This is a genomic window from Mesorhizobium sp. P3_A2, from assembly GCF_056403115.1.
The window spans coordinates 302,547-318,999 of the sequence record NZ_JBFUGC010000001.1 but is presented as its reverse complement, the minus strand read 5'-3'; the positions used below and the strand labels follow the sequence as shown (position 1 = coordinate 318,999).

Genomic DNA, 16,453 nt, shown 5'->3' with positions numbered 1-16,453 from the left:
ATTCAGGTGAGGGAAACGGAAGCGACGAGCAGGACAGTGATCTCGGCCAGTTGCTGCAGGGCGCCGATCGTGTCGCCGGTCTGGCCGCCAATCTGGTTGAGGCAGAGCGCGCGCAGGGCGCTGAACAGAAGCACCAGCAGGACCAGCGCGGCAAACGCACCTCCCAGCCCCAGCGCCAGCAGTGCTGCGGCGCCGAGCACTGCGCCGAGAACAGCGGTTTGCGCCGACACGGTGCCAGCGCCTGCGGACAGACCGTCGCTGCGCGCCGGCGGCGACAGGTGCATGAAGGCGCCGAGCAGGCCGCGCGAAGCGGCATGGGCGGCGATCAGGGCGAAGAGAACGCTTGTCGGATTGGCGAGTTGCGACAGCGCGCTCCAGCGGATGAGCAGCGACAGGCCAAGCGCCGAAGCGCCATAGGCGCCGATTCGGCTGTCGCGCATGATCTCCAGTTTTTTATCGCGCGTCTTGCCGCCGCCAAAGCCGTCGGCGACATCCGACAGCCCGTCCTCATGCAGGCAGCCGGTGGCGAGCAGCGTTGCGGCAAGGACAAGGGCGGCCGCCGGACCGGCGGCAAGACCGAGCTTTACACCGATGGCGTAGACGACGGCGCCAACCACGGCCACAGCGAGGCCGGCGATGGGTGCAGCCCAGATCGCATCGGCCAGGCTGCGGCCGCGAAAGTCGAAGACCGGCAGCGGCAACCGGGTGAAGAAGACGAGGCAGAGCGCGATGTCGTCAAGCGCCTGCCGGGGCGAGGGAACGGCGGTCATGCGCCCCTCGCAATGGCATGGAAGAAGGTGCCGCTGACATGGCCGCGCCGGTAGCCGGAGGCGCCAAGCGGATTGCCCTGGCCGTCGGCGAGATCGGCCAGCGGCTCGTCATTGCCGGTCGCAATCATCTGCGCATAATGGAATTCGTGGCCGCGGATCAGCGCGCCCTGCGTGCCCAGCGGACACGCGGCGCGCAGCCGCGCTTCGCGGTAGCCGAGGTTCATCTTGCGCTTGGCGAAGCTGGTGGAATGGCCGAGCAGGCCGAGCATGGCGTGCGTCTCGCCCGACGCATCCTCCAGCGCTTTGCCCAGCACCATGAAGCCGCCGCACTCACCATGGACGGGTTTTGCGCCGGCGAAACGCGCCATGCCGGCGTGGAAATTCGTTGCCGCAGCAAGGCGGCCGGCGTGAAGCTCGGGATAGCCGCCGGGCAGCCAGCAGACATCGCAATCCTGTGCCGGTGCTTCGTCGGCGAGTGGCGAGAACGGCACGATCTCCGCACCGGCCTTGCGCCAATAGGCTGCGACATGCGGATAGAGGAAGGTGAAGGCTGCGTCTTCCGCCAGCGCGATGCGCTGGCCGGGCGGCTGCAAGGCATTCTCGAAACTGCCCGGCGCCGGCGAAAGCGGCGCTGCAAGCGCCATGATGGCGTCGAGGTCGAGGGATTTCTCGACCATATCTGCCAAGCGGTCGAGATGCGCCATCAAGTCGGCATATTCGCCGGCCTGAACGAGGCCGAGATGGCGCTCCGGCAGGTTGAGCGAGGGATCGCGCAGGATAGCGCCAACAACCGGCAGGCCGAGCGCTTCGATAGCCTCGCTGCACAGCTTGCGGTGGCGCTCGCTGCCGAGACGGTTGAGCACGACGCCGGCCATGCGCACGTCTGGGTCATAAGTGGCAAAACCCTTGGCGACGGCGGCCGCCGTGGTCGATTGGCCAGAGACATCGAGCACCAAAAGCACCGGCAGGTGGTAGAGCCGTGCCAGATCGGCGGCCGAGCCGGTGCGGCCTTGTCCGGCAGGGATGCCGTCGAACAGGCCCATGGCGCTTTCGAGGAAGATGAAGTCGGCATCCTCGGTGGCGTTGCCGGCCAGCGCATTGAGCAGGTCGGGCGACATCGCCCAGCTGTCGAGATTGACGCCGGACAGGCCGGTCGCCGCCGTGTGAAAGCCGGGATCGATATAGTCGGGACCGGATTTGGCACCGCGCACCTTGATGCCGCGTCGGGCGAGCGCGCGCAAGATGCCGATTGTGACGCTGGTCTTGCCGGAGCCGGAGCGCGGCGCGCCGATGATGATGGCGCGGGTCATGCGTCGCCTGCCAGTGCCGCGCGCATGGCGACAATACCGCCGACGACAATCAATGCCGGTGAGGCGAGCCCGGCCGCTGCCGCGGCCTCGGCGATGGTGGCGAGCGTGGCAACGACGGTGCGCTCCTGCGGCGTCGTCGCCGAAACGATGACCGCCGCCGGCGTCGATGGCGCCAGCCCGCCTTCGAGCAGGGACGCGGCGATGATGGGCAGATTGGCCATGCCCATATAGATGACCACCGGCTGGCCGGTGCGGGCGATCGCTGCCCAGTCGAGATCGTCATCGGTGCCGGCGGCGTGGCCGGTTGCCAGGATCACCGCCTTGTTGATGCCACGCATGGTGGCCGGGATGCCGGTGGCGGCCAACGCGCTGAGGCCAGAGGTCAAGCCGGGCAGGACACGGAACGGGATATCTTCCCGCGCCAGCGCCAGTGCCTCTTCGCCGCCACGGCCGAAAATGTAGGGGTCGCCGCCCTTCAGCCGGACCACGCGGCGGCCGTCGCGCGCCAGCCGAACCAGCAAAGCGGTGATGTCATCCTGCTTCATCGATGGCTTGCCGCCGCGTTTTCCCGCAAAGAACAGCTCGGCCTTGTCCGCGACGGCGACAACATCGGGGGAGACGAGCGCGTCGTAGACCAGCGCATCGGCATCGGCCAAAGCCGCCAGCACTTCCAGCGTCAGGCAGCCTGGATCGCCAGGGCCGGCGCCGGCCAGCCAGACTTGGCCCGGCTCAAGCGCGTGCGGCTTGAAGTTCAGCCGCGCAAGCGCCTGTTCGAGCGTGGCATTTTCGCTTTTGGTCTTGCCGCTCACAATCCGTCCCGTCCGCGAAAACGCCGCTGGTAATGGGCGTCGTACAATGAACTCTCGCCAAAGCCTTCCGCCGCCAGCGAAGAGCCGACGAAGATGATCGCCGTGCGCTCCATCGGATCGGCGGCGAGCAGCGCCTCGATCGTGGCCAGCGTGCCGGTCAGCACGCGCTCGTCCGGCCACGAGGCGCGAAAGACGATCGCCACCGGGCAATCGCCGCCATAGTGCGGCGTCAATTCGGCGACGACGCGGTCGATGGCGTGGATGGCGAGATGAATGGCCAGCGTAGCGCCGGTGCGGCCGAAGCCGGCCAGCGTTTCGCCCGGCGGCATCTTCGAGGCACGGCCGGAGACACGGGTCAGCACCAGGCTTTGCGCCACCTCAGGAATGGTCAGTTCGCGGCGAAGGGCTGCGGCAGCGGCGGCGAAGGAGGGAACGCCCGGTGTCAGCGTGTAAGGGATACCGTGCTTTTCCAGCCGGCGGATTTGCTCGGCCACCGCGCTCCACACCGAGAGATCGCCGGAATGCAGGCGGGCGACGTCATAGCCTGCCTGGTGGGCAGCCACATACTCAGCCTCGATCTCGTCGAGCGACATCGGCGCGGTGTCGATCAGTTTCGTGCCCGGCGCGCAGTGCTGCAGCAATTCAGGCGCCACGATCGAGCCGGCATGCAGGCAGACCGGGCAGCTTGCGAGCAGCTTCGCGCCGCGCAGCGTGATGAGGTCGGCGGCACCGGGACCGGCGCCGATGAAATGGACGGTCATGGCGCATCTCCGCTGATGGCGATGGCGCAGGTGACCGAGCCGAGCACGGTGCGGGGACCGAGCAATCTTGCACCGGCGCCGGCGACGGCAAGGGCGGATGCTTCGGAGACGGATGGCGTGCCGGCGAGTTCTTGCGAGAGATCGGATTTGGTGAGCGCCCTCGACGAGACGGCCTGAAGTGCTGCGTTATCGACGATAATGATCGGAAGATTCAGCGCGCGGCCGGCGGCAGCGATCGCTTCCTCATCCTTCTTGAGCGGGGCGGTCGCCAGTGCCGACAGCGCCGTCATTGCCAGCCCATGCGCTTCGAGGGCAGTTTCGATCGCTGCCAGCACCTCTTCGACGCTCACGCCCTTCCGGCTGCCGATGCCCGCGACCATCATGGCTTCACCCAGCTCCATTGGGTCACCGGCATGGCCGGCCGCCATGCCTGCATCGAGCCGACAGGCGCGGCGCGGGAGATGGCGATGCGGGTGAGGTCACCGCCGCGCTTGGTATGCTGGGCGAGGAGCAGAGTTTCCATCTCCAGAGTGACAGCATTTGCGACCAGACGACCGCCGGAACGCAGCTCCTTGATGGCTGCGTTCAAAACACCTGAAACACTGCCGCCGCCACCGATGAAGATCGCGTCCGGCGTGGCCAGCCCGGCCAGCGCCTTGGGTGCTTTGCCTTCGACCACGACAAGGCCGGGAACGCCGCAATGCGCGGCGTTGCGGGCGATGCGGGCGGCACGATCGCTGTTAGCCTCGATGGCGACGGCACGCATCGAGGGGTGAGCGAGCATCCATTCGATGCCGATGGAGCCGGAACCGGCGCCGATATCCCACAGCAATTCGCCACGCCTTGGCGCCAGCGCCGCAAGCGTGATGGCGCGGATATCGTGCTTGGTGATCTGGCCGTCATGGTCGAACAGATGATCGGCGCGGCCGGATGTTAGCGGCAGGATGCGGGCTTCCGGTGTCGATTCAAGTTCGAGCGCCAGCACGTTGAGCGGATTGATATCTCCGAGATCGAAGGCATCCGCGCGCGCCGAGCGCTGTCTCTCGTTCGGCCCGCCCAGTGCTTCCAGGATCGTCAGCCGCGAAGCGCCGAAATCGAGCTCGACGAGCAGGCGCGCGATTGCCGCCGGGGTATCGCCGTCCGATGTCAGTGCCAGGACGCGCGCCTTCGGCTGCAGCAACGGCCGGATCAGGTCGAGCGGCCTTCCATGCAGCGACACGGTCTCGATATCCTGCAGCGCCCAGCCAAGCTTCGCGGCGGCCAGCGAAATGGCCGAGGGTGCAGGGATGACATGCATCTCCTGTGGCTCGACCCTGCGGGCAAGAGTAGAGCCGACACCATGGAAGAACGGGTCGCCGGAGGCGAGCACGCAGACGCGCCGGCCGGCCAGCACCAGCACGTCGGCCATGCCGGCATCGAAGGGGACCGGCCAGGCGCGCGCTTCGCCTTTTGCCAGGGACGCGACCAGCGCCAGATGCCGCTTGCCGCCGAAGACGATTTCCGCTTCGGCGATCAGCCGCTTGGCCTCGTCGCCGAGACCCGCTAAACCGTCCTCGCCGATGCCGACGATTGTAAGCCATTTCGGTCTGGCGCCGCGCGCACTCTCAGCAGGCATGATGACCCACCGCATTTTGATCCTCGGCGGCACCAACGAAGCTCGGCTCCTGGCGGGAAAGCTGGCTGCGCGCGCCGATCTGTCCGTTACTCTGTCGCTGGCCGGCCGCACCGAAAGCCCGGTCGCGCAAGGCGTGCCGGTGCGGGTCGGCGGCTTTGGCGGCGCAGAGGGGCTGGCCGTCTACCTCAGGGAGGCGCGCATCGATCTGCTGATCGACGCCACGCATCCTTATGCCGCACGAATCTCCGCCAATGCTGCGCACGCCGCGCAAATGACCGGCGTGCCGATCCTGGCGCTGCGTCGCCCGGGTTGGGAGCCACGCGAAGGCGACCGCTGGACGCTGGTGGATACGGTGGGCGATGCTGCGCTGGCCCTGGGAGTTGCGCCGCGCCGCGTCTTTCTGGCGCTCGGCCGGCAGGAGGTCGCGGCCTTCGAGGCCGCGCCGCAGCACCATTATCTCATCCGCAGCGTCGACCCGGTCGAGCCGAAACTGGCGGTGCCGGATGCGGCTTACCTGCTGGCGCGCGGACCCTTTCGCGAGGCGGATGAACGCGCGCTGCTCGTGGAGCACCGCATTGATGGCGTTGTCTCCAAGAACAGCGGCGGCGAGGCGACTTACGGCAAGATCGCGGCGGCGCGGGCGCTCGGCATCGAGGTGGTCATGGTGCGCAGGCCCGCCCTGCCGGACGTGCCCTCCGCCAAAACCGTCGATGAGCTTGCCGCGCTGGTTGGTCATTTGCTCGACCCTGTCGCGGTGCGCGGCGTATAGACCAGCGCCGGCTTGTCGCCGCGCTTGATGATCCTTGTTTCCGGCGAGCCGATGATGATGCAAGTCGCCATGTCGGCCTTTTCGGCGTCGACATCGGCCAGCAGAAACAGCTCGATGCGCTCGTCCGGGCGGCCGGCGGCGCGGCCGAAAATCACCGGCGTGGTGCCGGGCAGGATGGCGGTCAGGCATTCGAAGGCGCGGCCGAGCTGCCAGGGGCGCGCCTTGCTGATCGGATTGTAGAGCGCAATGACGAAGCCGGCGCCGGCCGCCGCCAAAAGACGCAGTTCGATCAGATCCCATGGCTTCAGATTGTCGGACAACGAGATGGCGCAGAAATCATGACCGAGCGGCGCGCCGATGCGGGCGGCGACGGCCAGCATGGCGGTGACGCCGGGCACGACGGCGACATCGACGGTGCGCCATTCAGCGGGACCGGCCTCGATCGCCTCGCAGACGGCCGCCGCCATGGCAAACACGCCGGGATCGCCGCCGGAGACGACGGCGACATCATGGCCCTCGGCGGCCTTGACCAGCGCGTCCTTGGAGCGGGCGAGCTCCTCGCGATTGTCGGAGGCGACGCGAGTCTGGTCAGGGCGCAAGTCCAGCCGGTCGAGATAGGGCTTGTAGCCATAGAAGAATTTTGCCTCGGCCACGGCGCGGCTGGCTTCCGGCGTGACCTGATCAGCATTGCCGGGTCCGAGGCCAATAACGGTGAGACGGCCGCTCATGGCTTGGCACCCATTCCCATAGCACCAGGCCGGCCAGACCAGCCGGCGACCAGCACGATGGCGAAGTAGGGCGCCTTGTCGTCCGGCTTGTCGGCGAGCCGCATCGAAACGCTGCCGGCCATGGTGCCGCGCTCGACGTAGACGGCGCGGGTGAGCTTGCCGGTCGCCTCCAGCGCCCGCCGGATCTTGGGCAGGTTGCGGCCAACCTTCATGATGACCGCGGCGTCCGTGTCGGCCAGCCGGCGGGTCAACTCGAACTCGCTCATCGTGCCCGGCAAAACCGTCAGCACATCGTCGCCCTGGACGATCGGCACGCCGGTCTGTGACCAGCAGCCGGACATGGCGGTGACGCCGGGGATGACTTCGGTCGGGAAGCGGTGGGCAAGCCGCACATGCAGGTGCATGTAGGAGCCGTAGAACAGCGGATCGCCTTCGGAGAGCACGGCGACCATGCGGCCGGCCTCGAGGTGTTCGGCAACCTTCTCGGCCGACTGCTCGTAGAAATCGGTGATCTGCGAGCGGTAGTCGTCGTGATCCTTGTCGATCTCGGTGGTGACGGGATAGAGCAGCGGCAATTCCAGCATGTCCGACCGGAAGCGCGCCTCGACGATGGCGCGGGCATTGCTGTTGTTGCCGCGCTTGGCGAAATAGGCGACGACATCGGCTTCGGAAAGCACGCGCGCGGCCTTCAGCGTCAGCAGTTCGGGGTCGCCGGGACCGGTGCCGACGCCGATGAGACGACCTTTGACAAGCGCGTTCACAGGCCTGGCCTCGCCAGGGAATTGAGCGCGGCGGCGGTCATGGCGCTGCCGCCAAGCCGGCCGCGCACGATGGCATAGGGCACGCCATAGGAATTCTCGGCCAGCGCATCCTTGGATTCGGCGGCACCGACGAAGCCCACCGGCATGCCGATGATCGCCGCCGGCTTCGGCGCGCCATCGCGCAGCTTTTCCAGGAGATAGAACAGCGCCGTCGGCGCGTTGCCGATGGCCACGACGGAACCGGCCATGCGCTCGCCCCACAGGTCGATCGCCGCGGCCGAGCGGGTGTTGCCGATGTCTTTGGCAATGTCGTGCGTGCGCGGGTCGCGCAAAGTGCAGATCACCTCATTGCCGGCCGGCAGCCGGGCGCGGGTGACGCCATGCGAGACCATTTCGGCGTCGCAGAAGATCGGCGCGCCGGCGGCGAGCGCCTTGCGTGCGGCAGCGACGAAGTCAGGCGAGAATACGAAATGGCTTGATGCTTCGACCTGGCCGCAAGCGTGGATCATGCGGATGGCGACATCGGCTTCCGCTTCGGAAAAGCGCGACAGGTCGGCCTCGGCGCGGATGATGGCGAACGAGCGCTCGTAGATCGCGTTGCCGTCATGGATGTAGTCGTAGGCGGCCATGCTTATTCCTGTCGGTAGGTCTTGGCGATTGCCGCCGGCCCCAGCCTTGCCAGGCAGGCGGCGGTGGTTTCGCCTTGATATCGTGCGCTGCGGATCGCCGCTGCGACGCAGCCGATGCCGCGCGCGGCGTCATAGCCCGGCCTGTAGCCCGCAGGAAGGCCCTTTGCCGTCGCGTTCACGACAAGTCCGGCTCCGTTTTCGCCGCCGACCAATGTTAGCGCCGCCGGGCCTGGATGCGCACAGCCCTTGGCGCAACCGGAAATGTGCAAGGTGAAGTCGAGGATGTCGGGGTTTTCGGCGGCGATGGTCTCGGCGATGTCGCGCGTGGCGATGCGGCCGGAGGCGCAGGCAGGGGTGCCGGGGCAGGCGGCGATGCGGGTGCGCGGGTCGGTGGCGGAGGTGACGAAGCCGAGCGCGGTTGCGGTGATTTGGAGGGGGTGGTTGGCGGCTGGGGGTTGGCCGAGGAAGAGCAAGGCGCGGCCGGGGGCCAGGCGGATTTCGGTGGCGCCTAGGGTGATTGCGCTTTGGGTGAGGGCGATGAGCTTGTCGGCTGGAATGCTGCCGTAGGGGAGGGCTATGCCGAGAGCGTGGCCGGTGTTTGATAGGGGGAAAGGACCGATAGGCCGGCGATCCGGCACACCCCCCTCTGTCCTGCCGGACATCTCTCCCGCAAGGGGTGAGACTGCGCTGTCACTATTGCTTTCGCCAATCGCAGATGTCGCACCTGGCGCCGAGGTTGCAAAACGAGGGCCGACGCTGGAACTGCCGATCTCCCCCCTTGCGGGAGAGATGGCCGGCAGGCCAGAGGGGGGTGGGACGGAGTGCCAACCTCTGAGAGAGGCCAATTGCCTCTCCGACAAATCCCTTGCATGCGCCTCGCGGCCTTTTTCCGCGACCATCCTGAGCGCAGCCACCGCGATATCCCTCGCGGCATCGGCGTCGGCCGTCACGACCGGCTTCGTGCTTCGACCGTCGTCGCCAATCGACACAGCCCACACGACGCCATCGCCGGCCCGAACCGCCTTCAGCCTGACATCGGCCGTCACCCCATCCATCGTCAGCTGCCCGCCACCATCGACAACCACCGAAACCTTCGGCCCAAGCCGTTGCGTCAGCCTGGCATCCTCAACCGCCATCCTGATCCGCTCAGCCAGCGCCCGTGGATCGGTAACCTCCTGCGGATCGATGCCCGCCAGCGGCCCGGTCTCGACCGGCACGCCGGTGCGCACCACAATGCCCAGCGCGTCCACCTCCGCCGCCAGCAGGGCTGCACTTGCCGCCGTTAGCCCGCGTATCTGCAGACTGCCGCGCGCGGTCACTTCCATGATGCCATTGCCGCGCTTCAAGGCGGATTCCGCGAGTCCGATCAGAAGCTTCGGCGGCAATCCTCCAGCAACCGGATTGAGCCGCACCAGCAGGCCGTCGCCAGTCTGCATCGGCGCTGACAGGGCCGGGCAGGCGCCGCGCCTTGAAAAGGCGTTCATGCCGCGACCCCGAGCGCCTCGGCCTCGGCAATCAGCGCGGCGAGATCGTCGTAGATCGAGTTGCGCAAGGGATGCCAGAGGCCGCGCCGGCGCGCGGACAGGAAGCGTTCGGCGATCACTTTGGCGGCGGCGGGGTTTTCGCGCAGGATGAAGGCGCGCACGTCGGGATCGCCGACATAAGCGTCATACACGGCCTCGATCAGCGCGCCCGAAATGGCGTGCGTGGTTTCGGCAAAGCCGATGAGGCGGTCGACCGTTTCGGCGAATTCGGAAGCGCCGCGCGGGCCGTGGCGCATCTGGCCCGATATAAACCGCGCGTTGACAGCACGTGCTCGCACCACCCGCGATACGGCTTCGCTCACCGAACGCGGTTTAGGTTTCTGCGGATCCGTCGTGTCGAGCACGATCACGTCGGCATTCCTGCCCAGCGCGGCAAGGGCCGCCGAAAAGCCGCCGATGAAGGCGACATCAGCGGATCCTTCGAGAATGTCGCGGCCGGGGTCGTCGCCGGTGTGGACGAGAAGATCGGCCTCGGCGATGCGGGTTTCGAAAGCGCCGGGGGAGGCGATGCCGTCGCCCTCCGCGCCGCCATAGGCATGCGATGTGGCATTGAGATAGGCGCGGCCGATCGCTTCGCGCACGCCCCAATCACCACTCGACAACAGGTCCTCGATGCCGGCGCCATAGGTGCCGGGCGAGGTGCCGAAGATGCGCGGGCTGATCTTGCCGTCGGCGCGGGTTTTGGCGGCGAGCGGATTTTCCGAATCGTCCTCGTCGCGCGCGGCAACGGCGTTGGCGGCGGCATCGATTAGCGCGATCTGGGTCGGGAACATGTCGCGGAACAGGCCTGATATGCGCCAGGTGACATCGACGCGCGGGCGGCCGAGCGTGGCCGGCGGCAGCACCTCGATGCCGATGATGCGGCCGGTGGCAGAATCCCATTGCGGCCGGCAGCCCATCAGCGCCAGTCCTTGCGCGATCTCTTCACCGCCGGTGCGCAGCGAGGCCGAGCCCCAGAGATCGATGACCAGCGAGCGCGGCCAGTCGCCATGCGATTGCATATAGCCGCGCACGACCTCTTCCGCTGCAGCCTTGCCGAGATCGTAGGCGGTCGGCGTCGGCATGGTGCGCGGGTCGGAGGTGAAGAGGTTGCGGCCGGTGGGCAGCACATCGGAGCGGCCCCGCGCCGGCGCACCGGCCGGACCGGCCTTGACGTGGCGGCCGTCGAGCGCTGCGAGTAGCGCTGTCTTTTCGGCAGCAGCGCTTTGCAGCCGCATGGCATCAGCTTCGCCCTCCGGTGCGCGGCCATAGATGTGCAGCCCGTCCTTGATGGCGAAATCCTTGAGGTCGCAAAGCCAGGCATCGATGCGGCGCAGCGCCTCGTCCGGCGCATCGGTTGTGGCGACACCGGCTTCGGAGGCAAGGCCGGACTTTTGCGCCGTGTCGACGATCAGTTTTGCCAGCCGGTCGCGGCGGCGGCGGTCGAGACCGTCGGCCTGGGCGTATTCGTCGACCAGCCGCTCAAGTTTGTGCTGTTCCTCGTCAAGGCCGGCGCCGGCCAGCGGCGGCGGCAGATGGCCAAGCGTAACGGCGGCGATGCGCCGCTTGGCTTGTGCGGCTTCACCCGGGTTGGAGACGATGAAGGGGTAGATGACGGGCAATCCACCGGTGACGATCTCGGGAAAGCAGGCTTGCGAGAGTGCGACTGTCTTGCCGGGTAGCCATTCCAGCGTGCCATGGGCGCCGACATGGATCAGCGCATGGATGCCGAGGGATTTGCGCAGCCACAGGCCGAAAGCGATCAGGTCGTGGCGCGGGGGGAGCGTCGGGTCGTGGTAATCGGCGCGGCGGTCGGCGGAGCGGCCACGGTCGGGGGCCAGCGCCACAGTGATGTTGCCGAAGGTGGCGGCGCGGAAGGGGAAGCCGCTCTTACCCTCCCCCTTGTGGGGAGGGTGGCCCGCAGGGCCGGGCGGGGGTGGTGCGCCGCTACCCCCACCCCGTTTCGCGCCATCCGCTTCGCGAATGTCGCGAACCGACCCTCCCCACAAGGGGGAGGGTGAAGGAACGCCCCATGCGGCCTCCACGGTAGCGATGGCCTCAGCAGGCAAATCCCTGGAGAAGTCTAGATACTCCTCCAATCCCAACCCATCATCACTCCGCTCCAGCAAATCCAGCAGCGCGCGCGGTGTTTGCGGAATCCCTTCAACCGCATAGCCCTGCGCCTTCAGGTCATGCAGCATCACCAGCACACTGGACGGGACGTCGAGGCCAACCGCATAGCCGGTGCGGCCGGGGGCGCTTGGATAGTCGGGAATCAATATCGCCAGCTTGCGCGCCGCGCGAGTCGTCTCCTGCAGGCGAATAAACGCCGCTACCCTATCTGCCACCTGCGCCACGCGGTCCGGTTCCGGGCGGTTGGCGAAGGCGCGGTGGCCGAGTGCGGGATCGGTCTCGCTTTCGCCCTTGAAGGAAATCGCGCCGGCGAGGATGCGGCCGTCGAGTTCGGGCAGCACGACATGCATGGCGAGGTCGGCCGGCGCCAGGCCGCGCTGGTTCTTGTCCCAGACGTCGCGGCGGGTGGTGGCGACGATGACCTGGAAGACCGGCACACCGGCGCGGTCGAACAGGGTTTCGACGCCGGGTTCGGCGCCGGAGGCGAAAGCGGTGGCGGTGACGATGGCGGCGGGGTTGAGCGCGGCCAGCGCGGTTTCGACGAAGGCGAGGGAGGTGGCGTCTTTCAGGCTGGAGACGAAGATCGGGACCGGCGCGATGCAGCGCTGGCGAAGTGCTTCGACGAGTGCGTCGATAGGCGCCACGTCTGCGGCGAGCAGCATCGAACGGTAGAAGAGGATGGGCACGACCTTTCCCTCCCCCTCGAGGGGAGGGTGGCCCGAAGGGCCGGGTGGGGTCGGTACGACTGGGTTTGACGCTTTATCTTGCGGCGCCTCATAGCGTCGGCGCACTTCACCGGCGACCCCACCCCCGGCCTGCGGCCGGACCCTCCCCTCGAGGGGGAGGGGGATGACGCCGCGGCCTGGCTCGTAGTAGCCGGCTTTCGGCACCGCCACCGGCACAGCTGCCGCGACATCCGACCCAGCCAGCCCCGCCAGCCGCTGCATCAGCGCTGTCATATTCTCTGGGCCGCCCTCGCGGAAATAACCAAGCAAGGCGTCCAATTCCGCGCGCGGCAGTGTCGAGGCTTCGATCAGCCCGAGATCCTCGTCGTGGCTTTCGCCCGGCAGTAGCGCGAGCTTTATGCCTCGCTCACGAGCAGTCGCGGCGAGCTGGTCGCAGCCATAGCGCCACCAGTCGTAGCCGCCGAGAATGCGCACCAAGATGATCTTGGCGTGGCGGGCGACGCTGTCGACCCAGAGGTCGACTGACATCGGATGGCGCAGGTCGCGAAGTGCCGCAAGCCGCATCGAGGGCAGGCGGGCGGCATCGGCCTTCCATGCGGCCGCCAGTCCGGCAAGGTCGCTGTCGGTGAAGGACAGGGCCACGATATCCGCCGGCGTCTGCCTGAGATCAACTGGCTCGGCGAGATCGTCGAGCGAGGCGGAGGTCGTGGTGAGTATATGCATTGCGGCTCGTGGTCCGGGTCAGCCGGCGAGTATACGCTCGATCGCCGGACGGTTCAGCCCCTTGAGGCCGATGACGACGAGACGCGAGCGGCGGTCGTCCTCGGCGGTCCAGGCGCGGTCATAGTAATGGTTGACGCGCGGGCCGACGGCCTGCAGCAGAAGCCGCATCGGCTTGCCGCCGACATCGACGAAGCCTTTCACGCGCAGCACATTCTCTTCTTCGGCAACGGTAGCGACGCGCTTTGCCAGTTCATCCGGATTGGCGATCGAGGGGATATCGACGATGAAGGTGTCGAAGTCGTCATGCTCGTGGTCGAAGGCGCCGTCATGGTGCGACTTGCGGTTCTCGATGTCGTCCTCGACGGCGAGGCCGAGTCCGAGCAGGACAGAGGGATCGACCTTGCCGTGCGCCGTCGCCACGATCTTCACGGCGCGGGCCGAATGTTCGTTGATAATGGCGTTGGCGCGGGCCGAACCGGCTGAATCCATCAAATCGCTCTTCGACAGGATGACCAGGTCGGCGCAGGCGATCTGGTCCTCGAACACCTCCTCGACCGGGTCGTCATGGTCGAGCGTCTCGTCCTGGACACGCTGCGCCTGCAAGGCGTCCATGTCGTTGGCGACGCGTCCCTCAGCCAGCGCCGGACCGTCGACCACGGCGATGACGCCATCAACCGTGACACGACTTTTCACGCTCGGCCACTGGAACGCCTGGACCAGCGGCTTGGGCAGAGCGAGGCCGGATGTTTCGATCAGGATATGGTCGACTTTCGGCGTCAGCGCCAGGATCTGGTCAAGCGCCGGCACGAAATCGTCGGCAACGGTGCAGCAGATGCAGCCATTGGCCAGTTCGACGATGTTTTCCTCGGGACAGGTGTCGATGCCACAACCTTTCAGGATTTCGCCGTCAATGCCGATGTCGCCGAACTCGTTGACGATGATGGCAATGCGCTTGCCGCCGGCGTTTTCCAGGAGATGGCGGACCAGCGTCGTCTTGCCGGCGCCGAGGAAGCCGGTAACGACGGTGCAGGGAACACGGGAAACGGAAGCGGTCATATCAAGTCCTTCAGCATGTCGAGGGGCGGGATGCGGGCAACAAGGCCCCGCTTGAGGGAATCGGGCCGGCCGCGCCAGGGGATGAGGCCGTCGGTCGAGGTGGCGAAGAGCTTTGCCCCGGTGACGAGATCGGCGCCGCTGGTCGCGGTCAGGTCGCCGAAGACATAGCTCCAGCAGCCGTCGCGCAGGATGGCGGCGCTGAGGCGGCGCTTGCAGTTGCCGAGGCATTCGACCGTGCGGACACGGACGTTGTCATCGGCTGCGGCGCGGCGCGTGTCGTCGGCCAGCAGTTCGCCGGCGCGAGGATGCGCGTCGGAGCCGGTCTCATTGCGGCAGGAGGCGCAGACGATGACGGTCACGCCGGCCAAGGCATCGCCATCGGCGGACGAAACATCCGCTGTGCCAGCCGAAAAACTGCTGTTCTGGTCCAAAAACCGGGCTCCTTGCCCGGAAACCCGCCAGGCGATCGGATACTTCTGTCGCAGACGGCAGGTCTCCTGGCTCGCGGGTCATCGCCTTGGTAGCCGCCTTCCCGGTGTTACCCAGTGGCATTCGGCCTTGGCTCTTCGCTTACAGTTGCGGGGACAGCCGCGGATTTGAGATCGAAATCCCGCACCGCATTCCCTCTTAGCCCCTGCCGTTGCGGGCAAGGGACCGTCTGCAGCGGATTTAGGCTTTTGCGGGCGGCGGTGTCAACGCACGGCTACGACATGGCGATGTCGGCCAAAGGCTGCGCCAAATCGCCGGCGGGCGTCACTTCCATGCGCTCGAGGCCAAGCCAGCCCTGCATCTGCTTCAATTCCTCGAAGAGTTGTGCGGCGGTCTCAGGTGGCGCTTTGGGTTCGGCATAAGCCGCGTGGACGCGCAGCACGCTGGCGGGACGGTCGGCTTTGAGGTCGACGCGCCCCACGATCCGGTCTCCGAGCAGGAAGGGCAGGACGTAATAGCCGTATTGCCGCTTTTCGGCGGGGGTGTAGATCTCGATGCGGTAGTGGAAATCGAACAGCCGCTCGCTGCGCGACCGCTCGAAGACGACGGGGTCGAACGGCGCCAGCAGGGCGCGCGCCTCGATCTTTCGCGGCAAGCGGGCGTCCTTGTGGAGGTAAGCCGGCTTGTCCCAGCCTTCGACGCGCACCGGCAGCAGTTCGCCCAACTCCACCAGTTCCTCTAGCTGTCCCTTCATGTCGGCCGGCGACAGGCGGAAATAGTCGCGCAAATCGCCAGATGTCGCGATGCCGTGGGCGCGGGCGGAAATGCGCAGCAATTCGCGATGCGCGTCCTCGGCGGCCGGCACCGGCAGATCGAGGATCGCCTGCGGCAGCACGCGCTCGGGCAGGTCGTAGAAGCGCTCGAAGCCGCGGCGGTGCGCCGTGGTGATGCGGCCGGCCCAGAACAGCCACTCGAAGGCATGCTTGGCATGGCTCCAGCCCCACCAGCCGCCCGAACCCTTCTGGCCTTCCAGTGCCGAAGCGGCGATCGGGCCGCGATCCGCCACCGCGCGGTAGATCTCTTCGATATAGGCGGCATGCTCACGGCCCCATTTGGCGAGGCCCAGATACATTTCGTCGCCCCTCTCGGCGCGCTGCATGCGCCAGCGCATCAGCGGCCAGGTCTCGACCGGCAGGAACGAGGCCTCATGCGCCCAATATTCGAACACCGTGCGTTTGCGGGTGACGGCGGCATTGTCGAGCAGGGCCAGCGGGTAGGGGCCAAGGCGCGAATAGAGCGGCATATAGTGGGCGCGCACCACGGCGCTGACGGAATCGATCTGCAGCAGGCCGGTGCGCGAGAGCACGCGGGCGAGGTGGCGGCGGTCGGGTGTGCCGCCCGGTCGGGGATCGGTAAAACCCTGCGCGGCGAGCGCAATCCGCCTGGCCGTCGCAAGTGAGATTTTGTTCTTCGTCAAAGTGTCTTGCCTCGATCCATTTGCCCGATTTTTAACCGGTGATTCCGACCATGCTAGCAGGCAAATGGCGGGAGATATGTCAGGAGACAAAAGTGGAGTAAAAAATGAAGGAAATCAAACAGGAGGGGATCGGACCAGTTTTTCCCGACCTGCCGTCCAGCACTGCGTTTTGAACAAGGTTTGACTTGCTTCGCTCAAAGCCCTGCGCTAACCCTCGCCGCGTTGCAGCATAGGCACCTAAAACGGTTCAGCGGTTAAACTGTCACGCTTCCGC

The 16,453-nt window shown here is 66.9% G+C and carries 15 protein-coding genes and 1 riboswitch; of the genes, 1 reads left to right on the top strand and 14 read right to left on the bottom strand.

Annotation, left to right across the window (positions count from 1 at the left end):
• Positions 1-2 precede the first annotated feature (2 nt).
• From cobS to cbiE, 6 genes are read right to left on the bottom strand one after another with little or no spacing between them, the layout of a single operon-like run.
• A complete protein-coding gene (gene cobS / locus AC1DXM_RS01480; RefSeq protein WP_477231431.1) occupies positions 3-770 on the bottom strand; it encodes an adenosylcobinamide-GDP ribazoletransferase in 768 nt (255 codons plus the stop codon).
• On the bottom strand, positions 767-2,080 hold the full coding sequence (locus tag AC1DXM_RS01475; protein WP_477231430.1) for a cobyrinate a,c-diamide synthase: 1,314 nt from the start codon (positions 2,078-2,080) through the stop codon (positions 767-769). The genes cobS and AC1DXM_RS01475 overlap by 4 nt, the downstream gene beginning before the upstream one ends.
• Positions 2,077-2,889, bottom strand: coding sequence for a uroporphyrinogen-III C-methyltransferase (cobA, locus tag AC1DXM_RS01470; protein WP_477231429.1), 813 nt, complete (start codon positions 2,887-2,889; stop codon positions 2,077-2,079). Before cobA ends, AC1DXM_RS01475 begins: the two co-directional genes overlap by 4 nt.
• A complete protein-coding gene (cobM, locus tag AC1DXM_RS01465) occupies positions 2,886-3,650 on the bottom strand; it encodes a precorrin-4 C(11)-methyltransferase (protein WP_477231428.1) in 765 nt (254 codons plus the stop codon). The genes cobA and cobM overlap by 4 nt, the downstream gene beginning before the upstream one ends.
• Positions 3,647-4,033: a cobalamin biosynthesis protein gene (locus AC1DXM_RS01460; protein ID WP_477231947.1), complete on the bottom strand. Its 387-nt coding sequence runs from the start codon at positions 4,031-4,033 to the stop codon at positions 3,647-3,649. Before AC1DXM_RS01460 ends, cobM begins: the two co-directional genes overlap by 4 nt.
• The gene (cbiE, locus tag AC1DXM_RS01455; RefSeq protein ID WP_477231427.1) at positions 4,030-5,265 is read right to left on the bottom strand and encodes a precorrin-6y C5,15-methyltransferase (decarboxylating) subunit CbiE; all 1,236 of its coding nucleotides are present in this window, start codon (positions 5,263-5,265) and stop codon (positions 4,030-4,032) included. Before cbiE ends, AC1DXM_RS01460 begins: the two co-directional genes overlap by 4 nt.
• Position 5,266: 1 nt before the next feature.
• Between cbiE and AC1DXM_RS01450 the strand changes: the two genes are divergently transcribed.
• On the top strand, positions 5,267-6,034 hold the full coding sequence (locus AC1DXM_RS01450) for a cobalt-precorrin-6A reductase (protein ID WP_477231426.1): 768 nt from the start codon (positions 5,267-5,269) through the stop codon (positions 6,032-6,034).
• Here AC1DXM_RS01450 and AC1DXM_RS01445 read toward each other — a convergent pair.
• The 8 genes from AC1DXM_RS01445 to AC1DXM_RS01410 all read right to left on the bottom strand — a co-directional run bounded on the left by AC1DXM_RS01445 (position 5,998) and on the right by AC1DXM_RS01410 (position 16,179).
• Entirely contained in the window at positions 5,998-6,762 is a 765-nt protein-coding gene (locus AC1DXM_RS01445; protein ID WP_477231425.1) for a precorrin-3B C(17)-methyltransferase, read from the bottom strand. The genes AC1DXM_RS01450 and AC1DXM_RS01445 overlap by 37 nt on opposite strands.
• Positions 6,759-7,523 (bottom strand): precorrin-2 C(20)-methyltransferase, encoded by a 765-nt coding sequence (locus AC1DXM_RS01440; protein ID WP_477231424.1) that lies wholly within the window; start codon positions 7,521-7,523, stop codon positions 6,759-6,761. Before AC1DXM_RS01440 ends, AC1DXM_RS01445 begins: the two co-directional genes overlap by 4 nt.
• Complete coding sequence (locus tag AC1DXM_RS01435) at positions 7,520-8,152, bottom strand: precorrin-8X methylmutase (protein WP_477231423.1); 633 nt, start codon at positions 8,150-8,152, stop codon at positions 7,520-7,522. The genes AC1DXM_RS01440 and AC1DXM_RS01435 overlap by 4 nt, the downstream gene beginning before the upstream one ends.
• 2 nt (positions 8,153-8,154) lie before the next feature.
• Entirely contained in the window at positions 8,155-9,636 is a 1,482-nt protein-coding gene (gene cobG / locus AC1DXM_RS01430) for a precorrin-3B synthase (protein WP_477231422.1), read from the bottom strand.
• Positions 9,633-13,217, bottom strand: a complete 3,585-nt coding sequence (gene cobN / locus AC1DXM_RS01425) for a cobaltochelatase subunit CobN (RefSeq protein ID WP_477231421.1) — start codon at positions 13,215-13,217, stop codon at positions 9,633-9,635. The genes cobG and cobN overlap by 4 nt, the downstream gene beginning before the upstream one ends.
• Before the next feature lie 18 nt (positions 13,218-13,235).
• Positions 13,236-14,273 carry a cobalamin biosynthesis protein CobW gene (gene cobW, locus AC1DXM_RS01420; protein ID WP_477231420.1) on the bottom strand — a complete coding sequence of 346 codons (1,038 nt, stop codon included), beginning with the start codon at positions 14,271-14,273 and terminating at the stop codon, positions 13,236-13,238.
• Complete coding sequence (locus AC1DXM_RS01415) at positions 14,270-14,704, bottom strand: DUF1636 family protein (protein WP_477231419.1); 435 nt, start codon at positions 14,702-14,704, stop codon at positions 14,270-14,272. Before AC1DXM_RS01415 ends, cobW begins: the two co-directional genes overlap by 4 nt.
• 39 nt (positions 14,705-14,743) lie before the next feature.
• A riboswitch (cobalamin riboswitch) is annotated at positions 14,744-14,947 on the bottom strand.
• Between the two features lie 29 nt (positions 14,948-14,976).
• Complete coding sequence (locus tag AC1DXM_RS01410) at positions 14,977-16,179, bottom strand: winged helix-turn-helix domain-containing protein (RefSeq protein WP_477231418.1); 1,203 nt, start codon at positions 16,177-16,179, stop codon at positions 14,977-14,979.
• Positions 16,180-16,453: the final 274 nt, after the last annotated feature.